This window comes from Paeniglutamicibacter sulfureus (genome assembly GCF_030512175.1).
Classification (GTDB): Bacteria; Actinomycetota; Actinomycetes; order Actinomycetales; family Micrococcaceae; genus Paeniglutamicibacter; species Paeniglutamicibacter sulfureus.
In genome coordinates this window covers 1352429-1372507 of the sequence record NZ_JAULBL010000002.1, presented here as the reverse complement: position 1 = coordinate 1372507, position 20079 = coordinate 1352429, and the positions used below count along the sequence as shown (strand labels likewise).

The window sequence follows — 20079 nt, the reverse complement described above, 5'->3', positions numbered from 1 at the left end:
AAAGGACGCCGAAGCCCCCCTATCGGCAACCGATGGCCGCGGCTAGGCTGACATGAATACGTCGGGGCCTGTGAGTCCGCATGGCAGGCCCCTTGTTTTCGACAGGGGAAGCGCCATGAGCATTGACGAAAAACACTCCGGTGAACGCATCGATGAGAAGACCGCACGGCAGGTGGCCGAGGCCGCACGCGAGCAGGGATGGGATCGGCCCAGCTTCGCCAAGGGCCTGTACATGGGTGCTTTCGATTGGAGCCTGATCCACCCCCACCCACAGCACGACCCCGAAGCCTCGGCACGCGGCGCGGCCTTCATGGAGGCCCTGCGCACGGCCGTCAAGGACTTCGACCCGGGCGTCATTGAACGCGAGTCCCGGATCCCCGACGAATACATCAAGGCCCTGCGCGACGTGGGCGCCTTTGGCATGAAGATTCCCACCCAATACGGGGGCCTGGGCCTGGACCTCGCCGACTACGGCAGGGCGCTGATGCTCCTGGGCACCCTGAGTCCAAGCCTCGGCGCGTTGCTCTCGGCCCATCAATCCATTGGGGTTCCGGAACCGGTGAAGATGTTCGGCACCGAGGAACAAAAACGGGCATTCCTCCCCCGCTGCGCCGCCGGAGCGATTTCGGCCTTCCTGCTGACTGAAAACGACGTGGGATCCGACCCGGCCCGACTGGGCACCACCGCAGTCCTCGCGGACGATGGACAAAGCTACCTCATCAATGGTGCCAAGCTCTGGACCACCAACGGGGTGGTTGCAGAGCTGCTGGTGGTCATGGCCGCCGTTCCGGCCCGCCAACTGCCAGACGGAACCACGGCCCGCGGCGGCATCAGCGCCTTCGTGGTCGAAGCGGACTCCCCCGGAATCGTCGTGGAAAACCGCAACGCCTTCATGGGACTGCGCGGCATCGAAAACGGCGTCACCCGCTTCCACGACGTCAGGGTCCCGGCCGCCAACCGCCTGGGAAAGGAGGGAGCCGGGCTGAAGATCGCACTGAGCACCCTGAACACCGGCCGTCTGTCTATTCCGGCGATGTGCGCAGGTGCCGGGAAATGGTCGTTGAAGATCGCCCGCGAATGGTCCAACGCCCGCATCCAGTGGGGCAGGCCCGTTGGGGGGCACGAGGCGGTCGGCAAGAAAATCGCCTACATTGCCGCCAGCACCTTCGCCCTGGAGTCGGTCTTCGAGCTTTCCGCGGCCCTGGCCGACGCCGGGATGAAGGACGTGCGCATCGAGGCCGCGCTGGCCAAGCTCTTCTCCTCGGAGGTCTCCTACAAGATCGCCGACGAGCTGCTGCAGATCCGCGGCGGACGCGGCTACGAAACAGCAGCCTCGCAGCGGGCCCGCGGGGAACGCGCTGTACCCGTGGAGCAGGCACTCCGGGACCTGCGCATCAACCGCATTTTCGAGGGCTCCACCGAGATCATGCACCTGCTCATCGCCCGCGAGGCCGTCGACGCGCACCTCAAGGCCGCCGGCGCACTTGCCGACAAGGACTCGGACCTGCAGGCGAAAGCCAAGGCCGCCATGGGCGCCTCCGGCTTCTACGCGAAGTGGCTGCCGACCCTCGCCGTGGGGTCGGGGTTGCTTCCCAACTCCTATGCGGAGCACGGAAGGCTTGCCAAGTACCTGCGCTTCATCGAGCGGGCCTCGCGCCGCCTGGCCCGGCACACCTTCGCCGGCATGGCCAAGTGGCAGGCGGGGATGGAACAGCACCAGGCGTTCCTGGGAAGGGTCGTTGACGTGGGGGCTGAGCTCTTTGCCATGGCGGCCTGCATTTCCCGGGTCGAGCTCATGCGAACGCGGGACCCGGCCAACGCGGCCTCGGCCGAGCTTCTGGCCCTGGCGTTCTGCGAACAGGCCGAGCACCGCTGCGAGGCCCTGTTCCGGGACCTGTGGGCCAACAGCGACAAGACCGATCGGAAACTGTCCAAGAAGGTGCTCGCCGGGGACTTCACCTGGTTGGAAAAAGGCATCCTCGATCCCTCGGAGGGCACCGGCGAATGGATCGCTCCCTGGTCCACCGAGACGTTGCCGGACCGGAGGCGCCCCTACGGCGTCTAGCCGAGATCGAGGACCAGGCGTTGGCCCCTGCACCGTGACACGCAGATCATCATGGTGTCCCCGGCCTCGCGTTCCCCATCCGAGAGCAGGGAATCGCGGTGGTCGATCTCCCCGGAGATCACCGGCGTCTCGCAGGTGCCGCAGATCCCCTCGCGGCAGGAGTTCAGCGGGCTCATGCCGGCATTTTCCAGGGCCTGCAGGATGCTCACTCCGACCGGGACGCTGACCTCGGTTCCGTCGGTGCCCTGGACCGTGAATTCGTGGTCCCCCTGGTGCGGCGACACGGCCGCGCCAGCCGTCTCGGGATCCGCGGCAAAGCGCTCGAAGTGCAGGCGGGACGGATCCTGCCAGGACCCGGCCAGCGATTCGACCACCTTCAGCAGGGGCCCGGGACCGCAGGTGTACACGTGGAAACCGGCGGCAGGATCGTCCAGCAAGTCGGCCAGCGGATAAAAGCCGCTCTCGTCGTCCGCGTGGATGTGCACCTTGTCCCCGTACACCGCCAGCTCGTCCAGGAAGGCCATGTTCGCCCGGCTGCGGCCCAGGTACACCAGCTTCCAGGGCACTCCCGCCGCGGCGGCGGCCCGCACCATGGGCAGGATCGGGGTGATGCCTATCCCTCCGGCCAGGAACACGTACTCCCCCGCTTGGGCCAGGGCGAAGTTGTTCTTGGGCCCGCGCACCTGGATCTTGGTGCCGGGGCGCAGTTCGTCATGCACATAGGCCGAACCGCCGCGCCCCGCGGGTTCGCGCAGCACCGCCAGACGCCAGGATTCCCGCACCCCGGGATTCGAGCAGAGGGAATACTGTCGGATCAATCCATTGGGGAGCATCACGTCAAGGTGTGCCCCGGCGCTCCATTCGGGCAGCTCCTGCCCCAACGGGTGGCGTAGCTCCAGGGACATGACGCCGTCGGACTCTCTGGTGATGCGGTGGACGACGGTTTCAATAAATTCCAGGGTCGACATGGCTGTGTGCCCTTTCGAGGATGACTGGATGAATGGATGGATGTCTCAGAGGACCGAGGCCAGGAAGGCGCGGGTGCGTTCGTGCTGCGGGTTGCCGATGACGTCCTTGGCAGGGCCCGACTCGACCACGTGCCCGTTGTCCATGAACACCACGCGGTCCGCGACATCGCGGGCGAAGTTCATTTCGTGGGTCACCACGACCATGGTCATGCCGGTGGCGGCCAGGTCTTTCATGACCTTGAGGACCTCGCCGACCAGCTCCGGGTCCAGGGCGCTGGTGGGCTCGTCGAAGAGCATCACCTTCGGCTTCATGCACAGCGCACGGGCGATCGCCACGCGCTGCTGTTGCCCGCCCGAGAGCTGGCGCGGGTAGGCCTTCGCCTTGTCGGCCAGACCCACCGAATCCAGCAGCACCATGGCCCGATTGGACGCCGCGGCACGACTTTCCTTGAGCACCAGACGCGGGGCCTCGATGAGGTTCTCCAGCACGGTCATGTGCGGGAAGAGGTTGAAGTGCTGGAAGACCATCCCGATTTCCGTGCGGGATCGGCAAACCTTCGCATGCGGCTGTTCGTGCAGCTTGCTGCCCTTGATGTCATAGCCCATGACCTTCCCGTCCACCCACATGCGCCCGCCCTCGATGGATTCCAGGTGGTTCATACAACGCAGCAGCGTGGACTTGCCCGAGCCCGAGGGCCCGATCAGGCACACGACCTCCCCGCGGGCCACTTGCAGGTCGATGCCCTTGAGTACCTCTAGGTGGCCGTAGCTCTTGCGGACAGCATCGGCCTTGATCATCGGTTCCGGCGCCGTGGCCGTGACGGCGGTTTCCATGGTGGTCGCACTCATTTCCTGGCTCCCTTGCCGGTCAGCGGGTCGTGGACCCGCACGAAGCGTTTGAGTTGTTGCCACGGGGTCGGCGGCAGGCTGCGCTGCCCGCCCTTGGCGTAGTGGCGCTCCAGGTAGAACTGCCCGACGCTCAGGATGGAGGTGACCACGATGTACCAGATGCTGGCCACCATGAGCAGCGGGATGGTCTCGAAGTTCCGCGCGTAGATGACCTGCGCGGAGTAGAGCAGCTCGGGAACCGAGATCACCGAGACCAGCGCTGTGGTCTTGAGCATGCCGATGGTTTCGTTGCCGGTGGGCGGGATGATCACCCGCATTGCCTGGGGCAGGATGATCCGCCGCATGGTCTGCAGCCGGTTGATGCCCAGGGCGCCTGCGGCCTCCGACTGGCCGTGCTCCACCGAGAGGATGCCGGCCCGCACGATCTCGGACATGTATGCCGCTTGGTTCAGGCCCAGGCCCAGGATCGCGGCGGTGAGCGGGGTGATGATCGCGTTCGCATCCAGGTCCACCCCGGGGATGCCGAAGGTGATCGAGGGATAGAGCGCGGCCAGATTGTACCAAAAGAGCAGCTGGACCAGCACCGGGGTGCCGCGGAAGAAGTTCACGTAGGCGAAGGCCGCGGTGCGCACCACCGGGTTCGCCGAGATCCGCATGACGGCCAGCACCACCCCCAGAACGATGCCGATGAGCATGCAGATGGCGGTCAGTTCCAGGGTGATGCCGATGCCGCGCACGATGGAGACGTCTCGGATGTACATCCCTACGGTTTCCCACCCGAAATTCGGGTTGGTGACCACCGAGCGGGCAAGTAGCAATCCCAGGAACAGGATCACTGCGGCGGATAGCCATCGCCCCGGGTGCCGGGCCTTGACGATGGAGTATTCGTCACCCAACGCCGCGGTCTTCTTGGGTTCGGTCATGAGGGTCATGGCGTGGACCTTCCGCTACTTCAGCACGACGTCGGCGACGGTGATTTCGGTGCTTTCCGGCAGCCCCCACTTGGTGTTGATCTCTTGGTAGGCCGGGGATTCAATTACAGCGGTAGTGGCGGCCTGGATGGCCGGCAGCAATTCACTCTTCTTGCCCAACGCCGTGCCTGTCAGCTCGGGCTCGTAGTCCGGGCCGGCGGCGACCTCGAACTTCCCGCCCGCAAGCTTTCCCTGGTAGGCCAGGGACACCGAGTCGGCCATGACGCCCTGGACCCGGCCCGAGGTCAGTGCAAGATTCGCGTCGTTCTGCGTGGGGAAGAACTGCATGTCGATCGCCGCGTCCCCGGCCTTGGTGCACGACTTGGAGAACGCCGGCAGGATGTCCAGGGATTGGATCGAGCCCTTCTGCGCGGCGATCGCTTTGCCGCACAGGGAGGCCGCGTCCACGCTCAGCCCCTGCGGGTTGCCCGGGGCCACGGCCAGGCCGGTTCCGCCCTGCAGGTAGGGAACGAAGTCCACGACCTTGCGGCGTTCCTCCGTCACGCTGAAAGTGGACATGCCCAGGTCGTACTTGCCGGAGGCCAGGCCCGGAAGGATGGTGTCGAAGGTCGCCGGTACGTGTTCGACCTCCAGGCCGAGGACCGCACCGATGGCATCGCCCATGTCGGCGTCCCACCCGATCAGGGTTTTGTTGTCGGTGTCGTAGAACTCGAACGGCGGGTAGGTCGGGTCAGAGGCGATGCGCAGCACGCCCGCCTCGCGGATCTCCTCCGGCAGCAGGGCGCGGGCGGCATCGTTGACGCCCAGTGCCGCGGTGGAGGCCGAACCCGACGCCGGGGCACCGGCACCTTGGGGTGCTTCGGCCTGCGAGACCGTGGTGCAACCGGTGGCGGCAAGGGCAATGAAAAGTCCGCCTGCGAACAGACGTGCGGTGTTTTTCTTCAACATGGCGAGTCGTTCCTTCATGGGTTTCCGTGCGGAAAGGGGCACGGGTCGGGTGAGGATCACTTGATGGTGGAGATGTCGATCGGTGGAGCGATGTACAGCAGGTGGGAGCCGGCCGTGACCAGGGTGGGACGGCGAAGGATCGCGACAACGCCGGCGGTTCGGGCGACAAAGCTGCGCGGGGGCCTGTCCAGTTCGTCGATGAAATGCACGCGCGCCACGTCCTGGCCGGCGCTCACGGTGTCCCCCAGTCCGACCAGCGGCTCAAAGAGCCCCGCCACGGTGGAGGTCACCGGGGATTCGGGAACAAGTTGCAGCCATTGCGGTTCGCCGGCAGGTTCCTCCGGCGCCGAACCTGCAGAGAGGATCCCCAGCGCGGCCAGCAGTGCCGGCATTCCGCGGCGCATGGCTTGAAGCGCGGAACGGTCCACTGACCCGCCGCCGCAGAGTTCGGTGGAAATGGTGGGGATTCCGGCGAGGTCACCGGCGCTGGAAAGCGAGCCGGGTTCCATCAGCGGTGCCACCACCATGGCGTAGGGAAGCCCCAATTGGCGCACCGCCCGCAGCTTCTGGCGCCACAGCGACTCGTCCGGGCCGCGGTAGATGAAGCTCGATGGCAGGTAGGTCGAGTTCGACCCGCCCGAGTGCAGGTCGATCACGAAGTCGGCGCGCGGCAGCAGGTGCCCGGAGATCAGCGCCGCCACCTGGTTGGTGGGGCCGCCGGCCGGGTTGCCCGGGTAGCTGCGGTTGAGGTTTCCGGCGTCGATGGGCGATACTCGGGCAGCAGCGCGCACAGCCGGGGAGTTTGCCGCTGGCACCACGATCACGGTGCCGTTCAGCTGCCCGGGTTCCAGCTCGCGGATCAATTCGTGGGCCAGGATCTGCCCCTCGTACTCGTCCCCGTGGGTGCCGGCCACGACCAGGGCAACCGGCCCGGGCCCGGAGGAGATGACAGCGACGGGCACCGGGATGACGGAGCCGTCGTGCACATTGTCGGAATGCACCACGTGCCCGTAACCCAGCTGCTTGCCGGTGGCGGAGAAGTCGATCCCGGTGAACACCGCCGCCGCCGTGGCCTCGCGGGTTGCCGCGGCGCTCACGGGACCCACCTCAGTGCCGCGGCGCGGCGCGGGGCCAGCATCGTGACCGAGACGCGGGCGTCGGGATTGGTGAGCGAAAGGCGCAGCGATTCGTGCTCCTCCCCCTCAACGATGAACACGTCGCCGGGGTTCAGCCAGCGTTCCCACGGTCCGTCGACCGCGGAGATGAGTACCTGTCCGTGCAGCGAGGTCACCACCATCTGGTGCCCGGAGGGACGTTCAACGACCCCGGTGTGCCCGTCGGCGAAGACGGAGGTCTGCACCCCGATGTAGTCGGGGTCCGCGTCGATGAGCACCTCGGACCCGGTGGCGTGCTCGGCCAGCCGCGCGGTCCAGCGCCATGGGTCCCCGCGCTCGCCGGTGTCCGGGCAAGCGGCCAGCGTGCGCGTTCCGGCGTCGGCGCCCCAGTAGTCGTCGAGCGAATCGGCTCGTACCAGCAACCACATGGCGGCTAGGCCCTGGCACCGGCGACGGGCCGGGCCGTGTCGGAGGCCTGCTCGCGCTTGATCAGCGTGGAAAGGATGCGCCGGGCCTTGGCCACGCCGCCGTCCTGGGCGATGAGCACGTCGAATTCGCCGGCCGGGCGGGACTGCATGCCGATCTCCTGGGCCTCCAGGGCATCGGCGTCCTCCTGCAGCACGGTGTTCAGGCCCACCCGCAGGTCTTCGGTGGCCTGCGCGTCGTCGAGCGCGAAGTTGCGGCTGAAGGCGTAGTAGTACCAGGAGTTGTGCTCGTCGATGGGGGTGATGCCATTGAGCACCTTGATGAGGTAGCCCTCCGCGCGGGGCTTGCCCTCGCCGGTGATCCCGGAGTGCAGCACGTGCAGGTTGGGCACGAAGAACTCGGTGCAGTGGAAGCGGTCGAAGAGACCGCGGGCGTCCATGGTGTCGGCGTACAGCGGCGGGGCCTCCACAGACGGCATCAGCCGGTCGACGCTGACCACCGAGCCCTCGACCTCGACGGTGATGCCGTGCTCGTAGATGTAGTCGTCGCCCACGGTGGTCTTGTGCAGGAACGACTCGTGGGTCAGGTCCAGCAGGTTGTCGTGTATCAGCCCGGCGCGGCATTTGAAATGGAAGGAGTGGGTGACGGTGGCCCACTCGGGGTCGGTCATCCAGTGCGTGTCCGGCACGTCCACCGGGTTGGCCAGCTCCGCATCGCCCATCCAGGCCCAGATCCAGCCGTCCTTTTCCACCAGCGGGTACTTGCGGACCTTGGCACGCTCGGGGATGGTGCTTTGCGCCGGGACCTTGGTGCACATGCCGTCTTCCCCATAGGTGAAGCCGTGGTAGCCGCATTCGATGGAATCCCCGATGGTGCGGCCCTCCGAGAGCGGGAAGGCGCGGTGCGCGCAGCGGTCGGCCAGGGCCACGGGCGTTCCGTTCTGGGTGCGGAAGAGCACCAGCGGCTGCTCGCAGATCACCCGCTTTACCGGCTTGCGGTCGACCTCGTTGCTCCAGGCCGCCACGTACCAGGTGTTCAAGACATACATGTTTTTTCCTTTGTCGGGAGATGGAACGCGATGAATTGTATTCACCGTATACAGTGGATACACATGGGTCAAGGGTTTTTTGTGACCCGCACCACCAGCGCCTCGTCGGAGAACGAAAACCGCACGCTAGACTGCTGGGAACCGCGAGGAAACATTTTCAGGGAGACGCATGGCTACGGGAGTCCACGACGCACGGCCATTGGCGGTACGCGTCCACGAACAAATCGCGTCCGAAATCGTCAGCGGCGCGCTGAAGCCAGGGACCGCCCTGGTCCAGGAACAGGTTGCCGCCCAATACGGCGTCTCCCGCACCCCGGTGCGCGACGCGCTGGCCCAGGTCGCGATGGAGGGCCTGGCCACGCTGGTGCCCGGGAGCGGCTACGTGGTCAACGACCTCACGGCCCAGGACGTGCAGAACGTCTTCGAGGTGCGTTACCACCTGGAACAACTGGCGATGTCACAGGCCATCGGCAAGCACTCCCCTGCACAACTGGTGCGGCTGCGGGCGCTCATCGACGAATTCGAGACGGTGGAACCCACCGACGCGGAGGAACAGTTCCGCCTCGGTAAGGAATTCCACCTCAGGCTCATCGACCCCTGCCCCAACCAATACCTGCGCGAGACCCTGGGGAGCATCTGGGGACACCCGATCCAGCGGCGGATCACCCGCGCCTACCAGCTGGGGCCCGAGCACCAGGCCTCCATTGCGCAGGCGCACCGGGACATCCTGGCGGCGCTCCCCGCCGGTGACCTGGAAACGATCATCCGGGTCCTGGGCTACTGCCACGACGCCGGCGACATCGACCCGCAGGCCCTGCCCTCGCGCGGGTGAGTCAGGCAAGTCTAGGAGCGGGCCGGTGCTATCCGCCTGCTCCGGAACGGCGAATCCGCAGGATCTCGTCTTGGTAGGCAAGGTACAGATTGGCAATGAGCCCTACATCGTTCAGGTTCCCGCCCAGGATCTCGCCGACTTTTTTGATCCGGTAACGGACGGTGTTGGGGTGGACGTAGAGCCAAGCCGCAACTCGGGCAACGTCCTGGTCCATGGCCAGGTATCCCTGGATGGTTTCCACCAGTTCCTTCTCATGCCGCAGCGGCTGGACGTATCGGGTAAGCCGCTTGCGGTCGGACGGGCTCTTGAGACGTGCCAAGAACCAGCTAGCGGGATCAACCTCATCCATCCGCACCAGACTTCCATGCGTCCCGGCATCGCCGACGGCGCACCGCCGAGCTATGCTCGCGGCAAGTTCGGCATCCTGGAATTGCTCGGGAACCTGCGCCAGCGACCCCAAGGGCTCACTCAAACCGATCATCAAGCCTTTCGCACCGGACGCCAGCCACTGTTCACTTGCCTTGGAATCGGGAAGCAGTGCGTGGAACCCCGGGGGGACCTCCGGCGTCTTTCCGTTCTCTGCAAAGAGGAGGGGCACGCCCATACGCTCCGCAGATTCAATCAGCGCGTCTACCCTCCCCCGCGACAGCAGTTCATCTCCAAGGGTGCTGGCCACCACCGAACGGACAGGCTCGAAGCCCTTGAACCCATAGGGCTTCAACAGTTCCCAGTAGCGCAGTTCGCGGGAGACACCGATGCCGTCCTGCAAACTGGTGAGCAATTGGGCGTTTTCATGCCGTTGTCTCGAGGTGTCCAGGTGACTGATGCCTTTGATGGCCCCGAGCATCCGCTGGGTGGTTTCAAGCAGGACATCGCCGAGGTCGTCAAGCATCGATCCCTGACGCGTGGCAATGGCCAAATGGTAGCCCCGGCCACGCAAGACCATGGAACGGTACATGACCTCCCAGCGACCAATGGCTATTCGGTCAAAGTGGGACGAGCCGCCATTGATTGCCGCGAATATGAGGTTGGTTGGCCCGTCACCCGTCGATTCGACGATGGCGCCCGAATCCTCGTAGAGCACGGCAGTCCCTCGGCAAGCGGTGCCCAGACGAGCAATTAGAGACTTGATCGGGGTGTCTGAAGCGACGCTATCGAGCAGGTCATTGGTCAGCCACATCATGCGTTTGATTCCATAACCGTCAGGAACCGACGCGTTTTGGTTGATGTAGTTTTCTACGTGCCGAAATGGGATTTCCGGTGCAACCGCCACGAGCGGAAATCCCGCCTCGGCACAGCATCGGCGCAACGCGTCGGGAACAGACTGAAAATACACGCCTACACCGAAAAACAAGGCAGCCACCTTAGCTCGACGCAGCGAGGCCACCAGTTCCCGGAAAGCCGCTTCTGTATGCGCCTCGTCTAGGAATCGCATGCCGGTGGTCAGCATGATGTTTCCCGGTTCCAACCAGCGGGCCGGATCATGTATTTCCGAACTATGTGCACCACTGATTTCGGGATCGAGGGATCCGGAAACAACGAGTTCCAAGCCGAGAGACTTATTTTTCAGAACTTCATTTAAGCAAAGCACGGTGGTTCACCTTCACTCGATTCGTTCATGATTTGGTGGCCTTGAATCCCAAGATCGCCCCGTGACACATGTGCATTTGTAGAAATCACAATAATAGTGGCAGTGGCCTTGGAGTTCCGCTAGTGACAGAGATGCGCGTCACATTGCATGGTTGGGGAAGCAAAAACCTCGAACTCAGCAAGGAGCGCATGATGGCCAATTTACGAGTCGCCGTAGACGTCGGAGGTACCTTCACCGATGTCTGCATCTTCGATGAAGAGACCCAGGAAATGCGGGTCACGAAGGTCCCTTCCACTCCGCACGACCCCATGCTAGCCGTGATGGGAGGCGTCGAACGAGCCAAAATCAATCTGGCCGATGTCTCCTTGTTCTCCCACGGAACCACCGTAGCTACAAACGCACTCATCACCCGCAAGTTCCCGGCCGCGGCCATGATCACCACCCAGGGTTTCCGCGATGTCATTGAAATTCGCGACGGCACCAAGGACGATCTTTGGGATGCTTACAACGACGTTTCTGGTCCCTACATTCGCCGCCGTGACCGCTTCGAGGTCGCTGAGCGCATCGATTTCTCCGGAAAGGTCGTCACCCCGCTGGACGAGGTCGAGGCCCGCCGCCTCGCAGCTCTGTTGCGCAAGCGAGGAACCACAACAATTGCCGTGTGCTTCATCAATTCCTACGCGAACCCCGCCAACGAAATTCGGATGCGCGAAATTCTCCAGGAAGAGCTTCCCGGGGCCACGGTCTCCGCCTCGGCCGAGATCCTGCCCGAAATCTTTGAACACGACCGATTCAACACCGCTGTGTCGAATGCAGTACTTGCCCCCTTGGTGACCGGTTATGTAGACCGGCTGGCCGCACAACTCAAGGACGGCGGATACACCGGGGATTTGCTCCTGCTCCACTCCGGTGGCGGGTCAATGACCCCGCGGATGGTCAAGCGCTACCCCGTGAGACTGGCAGCCTCCGGTATTGCCGCCGGAGCGATCGCAGCCAAGCATGTGGCCCAACAATGCGGCTTCGAAGATGCCGTTGGACTGGATATGGGTGGTACCTCCACCGATATTTGTCTGGTATCTGGCGGCGAATTGCGTATCACCAAGGAGTGGCAGGTCGAATACGGGCATCCGATTGTCTTCCCATCGATCGAGGTCCTGACGATTGGGGCCGGTGGCGGGTCACTGGCCCACATCGATATCGCCGGCGCACTGCGCAACGGACCGCAGTCGGCAGGTGCTGCTCCGGGTCCCGCCTGCTACAACTCCGGCGGCGACCAGCCCACCAACTGCGACGCGAATGTGGCGTTGAACCGTCTCGGAACGTCGTTGGCAGGCGGCGCCAAGACTCTGGACCGCGCGCTTTCCCTCGAGGCCATTAAGCGCGTCATTGCCGAGCCCTTGGACATGGAATTGGCCGAGGCGGCATATGCCATCCTGCAGGTCGCCAACGCCAACATGGCCGATGCGGTGCGCCTGATCTCGATCCGCCGCGGCTACGACCCACGCGACTTCGCACTCATTGCCTTTGGCGGTGCAGGTGCACTACACGGTGCCGAAGTGGCCCGTGAACTGAACATCCCCACCGTCGTGGTCCCGGCCAATCCCGGTGTCACCTCCGCCCTGGGCTGTCTACTGGTTGACATACGGCATGACCTCTCGGCTATGTTTAGCGGATTGGCTTCCGAGACCGATCCAGGCGAGATCGAAGTCCGGTTTAAGACACTAGAAAAGGAGGCTTCCTCGCGCCTGCGCCATGAAGGGGTGAACGACGAGAATGCCGTGCTGAAGCGCGAGATTTCCATGCGATACGCAGGTCAGTGGCGATCACTGTCAGTGCCCATCGGTACGGGGCGCGGCGCCCTGGAAACGGCGATAGAAACCTTCCATCAGGAACACGAACGTGAGTTCGCGTTCCGGCAGGACGATCAGCCGGTCGAGATCTACCAGTTGCTGCTTAGCGCCATCGGCAAAACACCGAAGCCTGCCTTCATCCCGGCCACCGAGCTGAACGCCGATCCGGGGGAACCTGTCTCCACCCGCGAGGTCTACTTCGGCAACACCGGCTGGTTGTCCACTCCCGTCTACGACCGCCGCCGTCTCCCGGCCGGTGCCACGTTCTCCGGTCCGGCGATCATTGACCAGCTCGATTCCACCACCGTGGTTCCCCCGCGAACGACCGCCGAAATCGACGGCTGGGGCAATATCCGCATCCACCTTCACGATCTTCCCTCAAGCAAGGAGTCTTAGTCATGACCGATACACTCGTTGCCCCAGACGCCCTGGCAACCTCTCCGACACGTCCATCACTGGATCCGGTCACCTTTGAGGTGCTGAAGAACGCGTTCGCCACGTCGGTTGACTTGATGAGCGAACAAATCCTGCGGACCTGCTACTCGTTCGTCATCTATTCGCGTGATTTCTCTTCCGCCCTATGCGATGCGTCCGGAAACACCGTGATGCAGGGTTCCGGTGACATTGCGGTGCATGTGGGCACCTTGCATTTCCAGTGCAAGGCCGTCATCGAGGAGTTTGGCACCGACATCCACCCCGACGACGTTTTTGCCATCAACGACCCGTACCGCGGCGGTACCCACTTCAACGATGTTTCGTTCATCCGCCCCATTTTCGCTGACGGCGAGGTCATTGCCTTTGCCCAGAACAAGGGCCACTGGGCCGACATCGGTGGCAATGTCCCCGGCTCTTTCGACGTAAACGCCAAGGAACATTTCGGCGAGGGCTTGCGCATCACACCGGTGAGGATCTGGTCCAAGGGCGTGTTCCTGCACGACGTCGCCCAACTGCTGGTATCCAACACCCGCGCGCCGCGGCAGGCCATGGGCGATCTGCACGCCCAGTCCGAGGCCACCGCAGTCTGCGAGCGCGAGGTACATCGCTTGGTCGGCAAGTACTCCAAGGACACAGTGCTCGCGGCCATGCAGGAAACGCAGGACTACGTGAAGCGGACCGTGTTGCGACAGCTGGAGTCCCTTCCCCAAGGTGAATGGGAAACCACCGACTACATCGACGTGGATCCGGGCAAAGGCGAAGGTCTCGTGCCAATCAAGATCAAGCTCAAACTTGACGGGAACGGCATCCATTATGACCTCTCCGGATCAGCTCCAGCGGTGGCAACGTTCCTCAACTCCGGCTACGGCACCACCCACTCGGCCATCTACGCCGGCACCAAAACCTTCTTCCCTGATGTGCCGCTGAATTCAGGCTTCTATGCCGCGGTCCAAGCAGAGATCGGCCCGGAGGGTACGGTGGTCAACGCCGGATGGCCGTTCGCGGTCACCGGGTTCTGCTCCGGCCCTTACGAGAAGATCATGAACGGGATCTTCGAGCTGTGGAGCCAGATCATGCCGGAACGCGCCATGGCGTGCGCGTTCAATCTCGAATACCTGTTGGTAGGCGGCAAGGACGCGCGGACCCCGAAGAACGAGTACTTCATGTGGTACGACTGGATGGCCGGCGGCTGGGGCGGACGTGCCACCAAGGATGGTTCTAGCGCTACGGCTCCGGTGTTCGGCCCGGGCCTAGCCGTGCAACCGGTCGAGGGGCAAGAACGACTCTCCCCTGTCTTGACGACCCGGCACGAGATCGCCATGGACTCGGCCGGCCCCGGCCGCTATCGTGGCGGCCTGGGAATCGAAAAGGGCGGGATGCTTACCGATGCCTTCGACACCGTCATGAGCTATTGCTGCGACCGTGCCCGCTCCATCACCTGGGGCATCGAAGGCGGCTTGCCCTCAATACCGCACGGAGTCTGGCTGAACAAGGGCACCGCGGAGGAACGCTACCTCGGTTCCAATTTCTCCTCCGTTCCCTTGCAGTCGGGCGATACCTTCACACGCCCCTCCGCCGGAGGCGGCGGATTCGGCGACCCGTTACTACGCACCCCCGGCGAAGTTCGGGAGGACGTCATTGACCAGTATGTCTCGATCGATCGAGCAGCCAAGGACTACGGAGTGGTGATCCGCGAGATCGATGCAGAGCTCGACGAGTTCGAGATCGACGAGGCCGCCACGACGACGCTGCGGGCACAGATCCGCGCCGCGCGGAACGGATGGCTTACCGAGGATCCGCATGTTGTCGCGGAAAACTACCGCAATGGCACCACGGACATGCTCGATGTCATTCGGAGGCACGGCGTCATCCTGGACTGGGGCACCGGCGAGCTATTTGAAAACACCACGGCTGAGTACCGGCAGCTGATGGCGCGCCGCTCTTCCTCACACTGGGTCTAGCCACTTGCATGCACACGTGCCAGGAGTGCGGAACGCCTGCCGATTCGTTCACTCCTGGCCCGGCACCGCGCCCAAGGGCCATCTGATTTCCAGGGGGGTACCGCCAGCAAAGATGCGGGCGGTACCGCCCCCGGAAAATAGAACGGGAACTCGATAGGCTCCCGTTCCGACCGCTAACGAGCGGCATTTGTTCGACATGCTTCGCCGGGCACCGACCAGTGCTCGGTCGAAATTGCACCTTATTCCTTGTCACACTCGCCTGGCACCAAGCACGCACGGGTTCGACCCGATGCCCTGCCGTGCCCGTTTTTCAGGAGAAGTCTCGTGTCAACACAATCAACGGCTGAGAATACGGTCCCAGAAAACAGGAAGATGAGCGCGGGCTCACTCTCTATGGCTTGGTACGGCCTGGTCTCGGCCATGTTCTTCATCTACATCGGCGCCTCACTGGCCCAGGCCTACGGCACCATCGATACCCTCATAGGGCTGTCCATCACGATCGTCATCTACGGCGCCATCAACCGGGTCCTGGCCGGATATGCTTTGAAGCATTCCTTAACCGTTGCCCAGTTCTCCCGCACCCTGCTCGGCAGCAAGGGCGCATTACTGGCCACACTGGTCTTTGCCGCCACCGCCATCTACTACGCAGTCTTCGAGGGCGCCATCCTCGGCTACGCCTTCCAGGCCCAGTTCGGCGGACCCATCCAGCTTTGGTACGCATTGGTGGTGCTGTACACGATTCCGCTCATCGCCGGTGGCATCCAACGCTGGCTGGACAAGATCAACGGCTGGCTGCTTCCCATCTACTGGGGCGGGCTAATCACCGCGGTCGTTTGGGCGTCCATTGCCCATCCTAACGGCAGTGCCTGGCTCACCCACTCAGCAGGTTCGCTGTCGCTCGTTGCTGGCGGGCCCGGCTGGCTGGCCACCTGCGCCGCCTTCATGGGCGTGTGGATCCTGATGATGTACACCATGGACTTCGCTGCACTTGGGCGCGCAAAGGACGTGAAGTTCCACCAGCGTTACACTTTCGGCTGGCTCTTCTACACCCTGGCCTTTGGCGTCAACTCACTGATCGGCATCTACCTCACCTTCACTATTCCCGGCGCGGAGGCCACCGAGACCGGTGTTGCTGGCGCCTTGGTCCAGCTCATGGGCCCGCTGGGCCTGCTGGTGATCTTCGTGTCCCAAACCCGCATCAACACCGCGAACTATGCGCTGGGTATTGCCAACCTTCGTGAATTCGGAGAGCGAGCCCTGCGCCTGAGGTTGCCGTCGCTGGCTTGGGTCGGGATCGGTGCGCTTATTATCTACCTGTTGATGCTGCTGCCGGTCGTCAAGTACCTCTTGTTGGCCCTGTCATGGCAGGGGGCGCTGGTCACCGGCTGGGTGGCGATCGCGCTGGTACACATCTTCGTCCAGGAACGGCGCGGCGGCATCGTGCCGGACGGGTCGCTTCCGGACTCTGCATTCCCTGCGCTCAACCGAGCCGGGGTCGCTGCGTGGGTCATCTCGGCCGTTGCCGGAATCACGCTTATCCAGTCCGGCAGCGCGTGGGGCTCGAACATCGGCTCGCTGGCCACCCCGATACTGGCGGCACTGATTTATGCGGCACTGATTCGCGTTTCCCAGGCACGAATAGGCGATTCCACGGCGAAACTCGTCAAGCACTAAAGTCCTGCCACTTACTCAACGCAGTGCAGCCGGTGTACGGAGCCCTCGTCGGTTCCGTGCACCGGCCCCACGTCACCCGTCCCAGTGGCCCGTTGCGCGCCGCAGGCACCCGGTCTAGGTCCGGCCCAACCCGCGCCAAAGCAAGGCCACGTGCAAAGAGGTCCGCGACTCGGCGTCATCCAGGCTGACGCCTAGCTTGTCCTCCAGCTTTTCGAGCCGGGCGTAGAGCGCCGGCCGACTCAGGAATCCGGTGCGGGCCAGGGCGGACTTGTTGCCGCCGTGTTTGAGATACAGCCCGAGCAACTCGAGTGCGGGCTCGTCCAGCGGGTCCAGGATCCCGGCCAGCTCGGCCTCGGCAAAGGCCTTCAGGCGCGCGTCGTCATGCATCAGCGCGAGCAGCCCGCGCAGCCGCACGTCGGCAAAGCGGTAGAAGGGCCGGGCACGGGTGTCAAGGGTTGCCACGGTCTCGGCGACCTGGACCGCTTCTTCCAATCCACGGGCCGCATCCTTCACGCTTTTTCGCCCGCGCCCCACGCCCACCGACCATTCGACGGATTGCTGGCCTTGGGCCAGCTGCCGGCAGATTCGTTCCAGCAGCGGCTCCTCGAGTAGCCTGGCACCCACGCCCAGCACCATGCCGACTTGGCCGCTCTGCAGGCTGGCGGACAGCGAGGTTGCCCGGGCCGATTCCACGACGTCGTTGAGTGCGTCCAGCAGTGCACGTTCGCGCAATTGCACGCCGGTTGGCGTTTGCCCCCGGCGGTCATCAAGGCGGAAAACGACCGGGACGTAGTGTGGGGACTCCGCAAGGCCCAGCGCGCCGGCACGGATCATCACTTCGTCCGCGCCCAGGGCATGGGGCTGGCGCAGCTCGTGCAGCAGTCCCGCGCGGGCCTGGTGCAGTAGCTCCTTTTGGTCCCGCCCGGCCAATCGGGCAATGGACAGCGTCTGCCCCGCGCGCTCGAGCACCATGGCAGCGTCCTCGTCGTTGCCCAGCTGCCCGGGAACCACCAACCGCCCCCAACGTTGGCCCTGGATTCCGACCGGGGTCTGCAGCCAGCTTTCCTCCCCCGTTCCGCGCCCCGTGGCCTCCAGATAACCGACCCGGCGCGAGCGTTCGGGCCAGTGCGCCAGCAGCCCGGCATCCGGTTGCGGACCGGCGTCGAACCCCAGGACCAGGTGCGCCACGTCCTCCAGCACCACCGGGGCGCCGATGAGTTCGGCGGCCCGGGACACGATCCCTTCCTCCGTCGCGTTCTGCAGGCTCAACGCGGTGAACACCTCGTGGATCATCCGGGAGCGTTCCAGGGCGGCAAGCTGGTCCGAGACCAGCATGCGGTGAACCACCTCGGTGATCTCGACAAAGCGCACCCTTCGCCGCAACAGGATGACCGGGAAGTCGCCTTGCCCTGCAACCCGACGCAGCTCGGAGATGGAGGCATGTTGTTCCACGGCCGCCCCGGCGACCAGCTCGACAATGAGTCCCGAGGCTCCCGCTGCCTGAACTTGTGAGACAAAGCCGGCCACTCCGGACCCCGCTTCGCCGAAGGCCAGCCCGGTGGTCAGCACCAGCTCCCCACCGGAAAGCAATTCGGCCAGATCGGGGGTTTCGGCCACGTGCACCCACCGCACGGGGTTTGTCAGCAAGGCCGCACCCCCGAGCACCTCCGGCTCCCCCGCCAAAACAGCAGGCAGCTCGAGGATTCGGGCAATGCTGAGGGTACCGGCGACGGCAGGTTTTCGGGGACTCTCGAGGGCACTCATGGACAAAGTGTATGGCTTTGGCCCCAAGGTATTACAGGTTGACAGTTTCAACAGTGTGTCCCGGGCTACACAATGGATTCAGCAGACCATTGCCCCGCCTTGAAAGGAACCCACACACCATGCAGACACTCTCCCACTGGATCGACGGAACCAGCCTCGAAGTCCCGACCGATTCCCGTTTTGCCGACGTGACCAACCCGGCCACCGGCAAGGTGTCCTCCCGCGTTGCCCTGGCCTCGGCCGACACGACCGCCGAGGCGATCGCCGCGGCCCACGCCGCGTTCCCGGCCTGGCGCGACACTTCGCTGACCCGCCGCTCGCAGGTCCTGTTCAACTATCGCGAGTTGCTCAACAAGCGCAAGGGCGAACTCGCCGCCATCATCACCGCGGAACACGGCAAGGTGCTCGAAGACGCGATGGGCGAGATCGCCCGCGGCCAGGAGGTCGTCGAGTACGCTTGCGGCATCCCGCATCTGGTCAAGGGCGGCTACACGGAAAACGCCTCCACCAAGATTGATGTGCACTCCATCCGCCAGCCCCTCGGCGTCGCGGCCATCATCTCCCCGTTCAACTTCCCGGCCATGGTGCCGATGTGGTTCTTCCCGATCGCCATCGCGGCCGGCAACTCCGTGGTCTTGAAGCCGAGTGAAAAGGACCCGACAGCGGCCCAGTGGATGGCCGAGCTGTGGAAGGAAGCAGGCCTTCCCGACGGCGTCTTCAACGTGGTGCACGGCGACAAGGAATCGGTCGACACGCTGCTGACCGACCCGCGCGTCGCCTCGGTCTCCTTCGTCGGCTCAACCCCCATCGCCCAGTACGTCTATGCGACCGGCACGGCACACGGCAAGCGCGTCCAGGCCCTGGGCGGGGCCAAGAACCACATGCTCGTCCTCCCCGACGCCGACCTGGACCTGGCCGCCGACGCTGCCGTCAACGCCGGCTTCGGTGCCGCGGGCGAACGCTGCATGGCCATCTCCGCGCTTGTCGCCATCGACTCGATCGCCGACGAACTGGTGGCCAAGATCGCCGAGCGCACGGCAACCCTGCGCGTGGGCGACGGCACCCGCGGCTGCGACATGGGCCCACTGGTCACCGCGGCGCACCGCGACAAGGTCGCCGGATACATCGACGCCGGCGAGGCCGCTGGAGCCACCATGGTGCTGGATGGCCGGCGCGTGAACCCGGATGCGGAGGGCGAGGGTTTCTTCCTGAACCCAACCCTCTTCGACAACGTCACCACCGACATGTCCATCTACACCGATGAGATCTTCGGCCCGGTCCTCTCCGTGCTCCGCGTCGCCTCCTTCGAGGAAGGCATTGAGACCATCAACTCCAACCCGTATGGCAACGGCACAGCCATCTTCACCAACGACGGAGGCGCTGCACGCCGCTTCGAGAACGAGATCCAGGTAGGTATGGTTGGTATCAATGTGCCGATCCCGGTGCCGATGGCCTACTACTCCTTCGGCGGCTGGAAGAACTCCCTCTTCGGCGACACCCACGCCTACGGCGCCGAGGGGATCAACTTCTTCACCCGCGGCAAGGTCGTCACCTCCCGCTGGCTGGACCCCAGCCACGGCGGCCTGAACCTCGGCTTCCCGCAGAACGCCTAGGGCCTCGA

Annotated in this window: 15 protein-coding genes; 6 read left to right on the top strand and 9 right to left on the bottom strand. The window is 64.3% G+C overall.

The window, feature by feature from the left end; genetic code table 11:
- The first annotated feature begins 115 nt into the window (after positions 1 to 115).
- Positions 116 to 2065: an acyl-CoA dehydrogenase family protein gene (locus tag Q2T94_RS12925; protein ID WP_302264842.1), complete on the top strand. Its 1950-nt coding sequence runs from the start codon at positions 116 to 118 to the stop codon at positions 2063 to 2065.
- On the opposite strand, the gene Q2T94_RS12920 is transcribed toward Q2T94_RS12925, so the two are convergent.
- From Q2T94_RS12920 to Q2T94_RS12890, 7 genes are read right to left on the bottom strand one after another with little or no spacing between them, the layout of a single operon-like run.
- Positions 2062 to 3033, bottom strand: a complete 972-nt coding sequence (locus tag Q2T94_RS12920) for a PDR/VanB family oxidoreductase (RefSeq protein WP_302264840.1) — start codon at positions 3031 to 3033, stop codon at positions 2062 to 2064. The two genes, Q2T94_RS12925 and Q2T94_RS12920, sit on opposite strands and share 4 nt — an antisense overlap.
- A gap of 45 nt (positions 3034 to 3078) precedes the next feature.
- Positions 3079 to 3882, bottom strand: coding sequence for an amino acid ABC transporter ATP-binding protein (locus Q2T94_RS12915; RefSeq protein ID WP_302264839.1), 804 nt, complete (start codon positions 3880 to 3882; stop codon positions 3079 to 3081).
- The gene (locus Q2T94_RS12910; protein WP_302264838.1) at positions 3879 to 4814 is read right to left on the bottom strand and encodes an amino acid ABC transporter permease; all 936 of its coding nucleotides are present in this window, start codon (positions 4812 to 4814) and stop codon (positions 3879 to 3881) included. Before Q2T94_RS12910 ends, Q2T94_RS12915 begins: the two co-directional genes overlap by 4 nt.
- Positions 4815 to 4829: 15 nt before the next feature.
- Positions 4830 to 5762, bottom strand: a complete 933-nt coding sequence (locus Q2T94_RS12905) for an ABC transporter substrate-binding protein (protein ID WP_302264837.1) — start codon at positions 5760 to 5762, stop codon at positions 4830 to 4832.
- A gap of 56 nt (positions 5763 to 5818) precedes the next feature.
- Entirely contained in the window at positions 5819 to 6859 is a 1041-nt protein-coding gene (locus tag Q2T94_RS12900; RefSeq protein WP_302264836.1) for a succinylglutamate desuccinylase/aspartoacylase family protein, read from the bottom strand.
- Positions 6856 to 7305 (bottom strand): hypothetical protein, encoded by a 450-nt coding sequence (locus Q2T94_RS12895; RefSeq protein ID WP_302264835.1) that lies wholly within the window; start codon positions 7303 to 7305, stop codon positions 6856 to 6858. The genes Q2T94_RS12900 and Q2T94_RS12895 overlap by 4 nt, the downstream gene beginning before the upstream one ends.
- Before the next feature lie 5 nt (positions 7306 to 7310).
- The gene (locus Q2T94_RS12890; protein ID WP_302264833.1) at positions 7311 to 8351 is read right to left on the bottom strand and encodes an aromatic ring-hydroxylating dioxygenase subunit alpha; all 1041 of its coding nucleotides are present in this window, start codon (positions 8349 to 8351) and stop codon (positions 7311 to 7313) included.
- Positions 8352 to 8520: 169 nt separating this feature from the next.
- Between Q2T94_RS12890 and Q2T94_RS12885 the strand changes: the two genes are divergently transcribed.
- On the top strand, positions 8521 to 9183 hold the full coding sequence (locus tag Q2T94_RS12885) for a GntR family transcriptional regulator (protein WP_302264832.1): 663 nt from the start codon (positions 8521 to 8523) through the stop codon (positions 9181 to 9183).
- A gap of 28 nt (positions 9184 to 9211) precedes the next feature.
- Here the strand turns inward: Q2T94_RS12885 and Q2T94_RS12880 are convergent, their stop codons facing one another.
- Complete coding sequence (locus Q2T94_RS12880; RefSeq protein ID WP_302264831.1) at positions 9212 to 10774, bottom strand: PucR family transcriptional regulator; 1563 nt, start codon at positions 10772 to 10774, stop codon at positions 9212 to 9214.
- Positions 10775 to 10965: 191 nt separating this feature from the next.
- Between Q2T94_RS12880 and Q2T94_RS12875 the strand changes: the two genes are divergently transcribed.
- The 3 genes from Q2T94_RS12875 to Q2T94_RS12865 all read left to right on the top strand — a co-directional run bounded on the left by Q2T94_RS12875 (position 10966) and on the right by Q2T94_RS12865 (position 16694).
- Positions 10966 to 13020 carry a hydantoinase/oxoprolinase family protein gene (locus tag Q2T94_RS12875; protein WP_302264829.1) on the top strand — a complete coding sequence of 685 codons (2055 nt, stop codon included), beginning with the start codon at positions 10966 to 10968 and terminating at the stop codon, positions 13018 to 13020.
- Positions 13021 to 13022: 2 nt separating this feature from the next.
- Positions 13023 to 15020, top strand: coding sequence for a hydantoinase B/oxoprolinase family protein (locus Q2T94_RS12870; RefSeq protein WP_302264827.1), 1998 nt, complete (start codon positions 13023 to 13025; stop codon positions 15018 to 15020).
- 372 nt (positions 15021 to 15392) lie between these two features.
- Positions 15393 to 16694 (top strand): purine-cytosine permease family protein, encoded by a 1302-nt coding sequence (locus Q2T94_RS12865; protein WP_302264825.1) that lies wholly within the window; start codon positions 15393 to 15395, stop codon positions 16692 to 16694.
- 114 nt (positions 16695 to 16808) lie between these two features.
- Here the strand turns inward: Q2T94_RS12865 and Q2T94_RS12860 are convergent, their stop codons facing one another.
- Positions 16809 to 18458, bottom strand: coding sequence for a PucR family transcriptional regulator (locus Q2T94_RS12860; RefSeq protein ID WP_302264824.1), 1650 nt, complete (start codon positions 18456 to 18458; stop codon positions 16809 to 16811).
- 119 nt (positions 18459 to 18577) lie between these two features.
- On the opposite strand from Q2T94_RS12860, the gene Q2T94_RS12855 reads away from it, so the two are divergent.
- On the top strand, positions 18578 to 20071 hold the full coding sequence (locus tag Q2T94_RS12855; protein ID WP_302264823.1) for a CoA-acylating methylmalonate-semialdehyde dehydrogenase: 1494 nt from the start codon (positions 18578 to 18580) through the stop codon (positions 20069 to 20071).
- The last annotated feature ends 8 nt before the right edge of the window (positions 20072 to 20079 follow it).

Coding starts and splice junctions, on each gene's coding strand:
- Q2T94_RS12925 (WP_302264842.1), top strand. CDS start 116: ATGAGCATTGACGAAAAACACTCCGGTGAACGCATCGATGAGAAGACC.
- Q2T94_RS12920 (WP_302264840.1), bottom strand. CDS start 3,033: ATGTCGACCCTGGAATTTATTGAAACCGTCGTCCACCGCATCACCAGA.
- Q2T94_RS12915 (WP_302264839.1), bottom strand. CDS start 3,882: ATGAGTGCGACCACCATGGAAACCGCCGTCACGGCCACGGCGCCGGAA.
- Q2T94_RS12910 (WP_302264838.1), bottom strand. CDS start 4,814: ATGACCCTCATGACCGAACCCAAGAAGACCGCGGCGTTGGGTGACGAA.
- Q2T94_RS12905 (WP_302264837.1), bottom strand. CDS start 5,762: ATGTTGAAGAAAAACACCGCACGTCTGTTCGCAGGCGGACTTTTCATT.
- Q2T94_RS12895 (WP_302264835.1), bottom strand. CDS start 7,305: ATGTGGTTGCTGGTACGAGCCGATTCGCTCGACGACTACTGGGGCGCC.
- Q2T94_RS12890 (WP_302264833.1), bottom strand. CDS start 8,351: ATGTATGTCTTGAACACCTGGTACGTGGCGGCCTGGAGCAACGAGGTC.
- Q2T94_RS12885 (WP_302264832.1), top strand. CDS start 8,521: ATGGCTACGGGAGTCCACGACGCACGGCCATTGGCGGTACGCGTCCAC.
- Q2T94_RS12875 (WP_302264829.1), top strand. CDS start 10,966: ATGGCCAATTTACGAGTCGCCGTAGACGTCGGAGGTACCTTCACCGAT.
- Q2T94_RS12870 (WP_302264827.1), top strand. CDS start 13,023: ATGACCGATACACTCGTTGCCCCAGACGCCCTGGCAACCTCTCCGACA.
- Q2T94_RS12865 (WP_302264825.1), top strand. CDS start 15,393: ATGAGCGCGGGCTCACTCTCTATGGCTTGGTACGGCCTGGTCTCGGCC.
- Q2T94_RS12860 (WP_302264824.1), bottom strand. CDS start 18,458: ATGAGTGCCCTCGAGAGTCCCCGAAAACCTGCCGTCGCCGGTACCCTC.
- Q2T94_RS12855 (WP_302264823.1), top strand. CDS start 18,578: ATGCAGACACTCTCCCACTGGATCGACGGAACCAGCCTCGAAGTCCCG.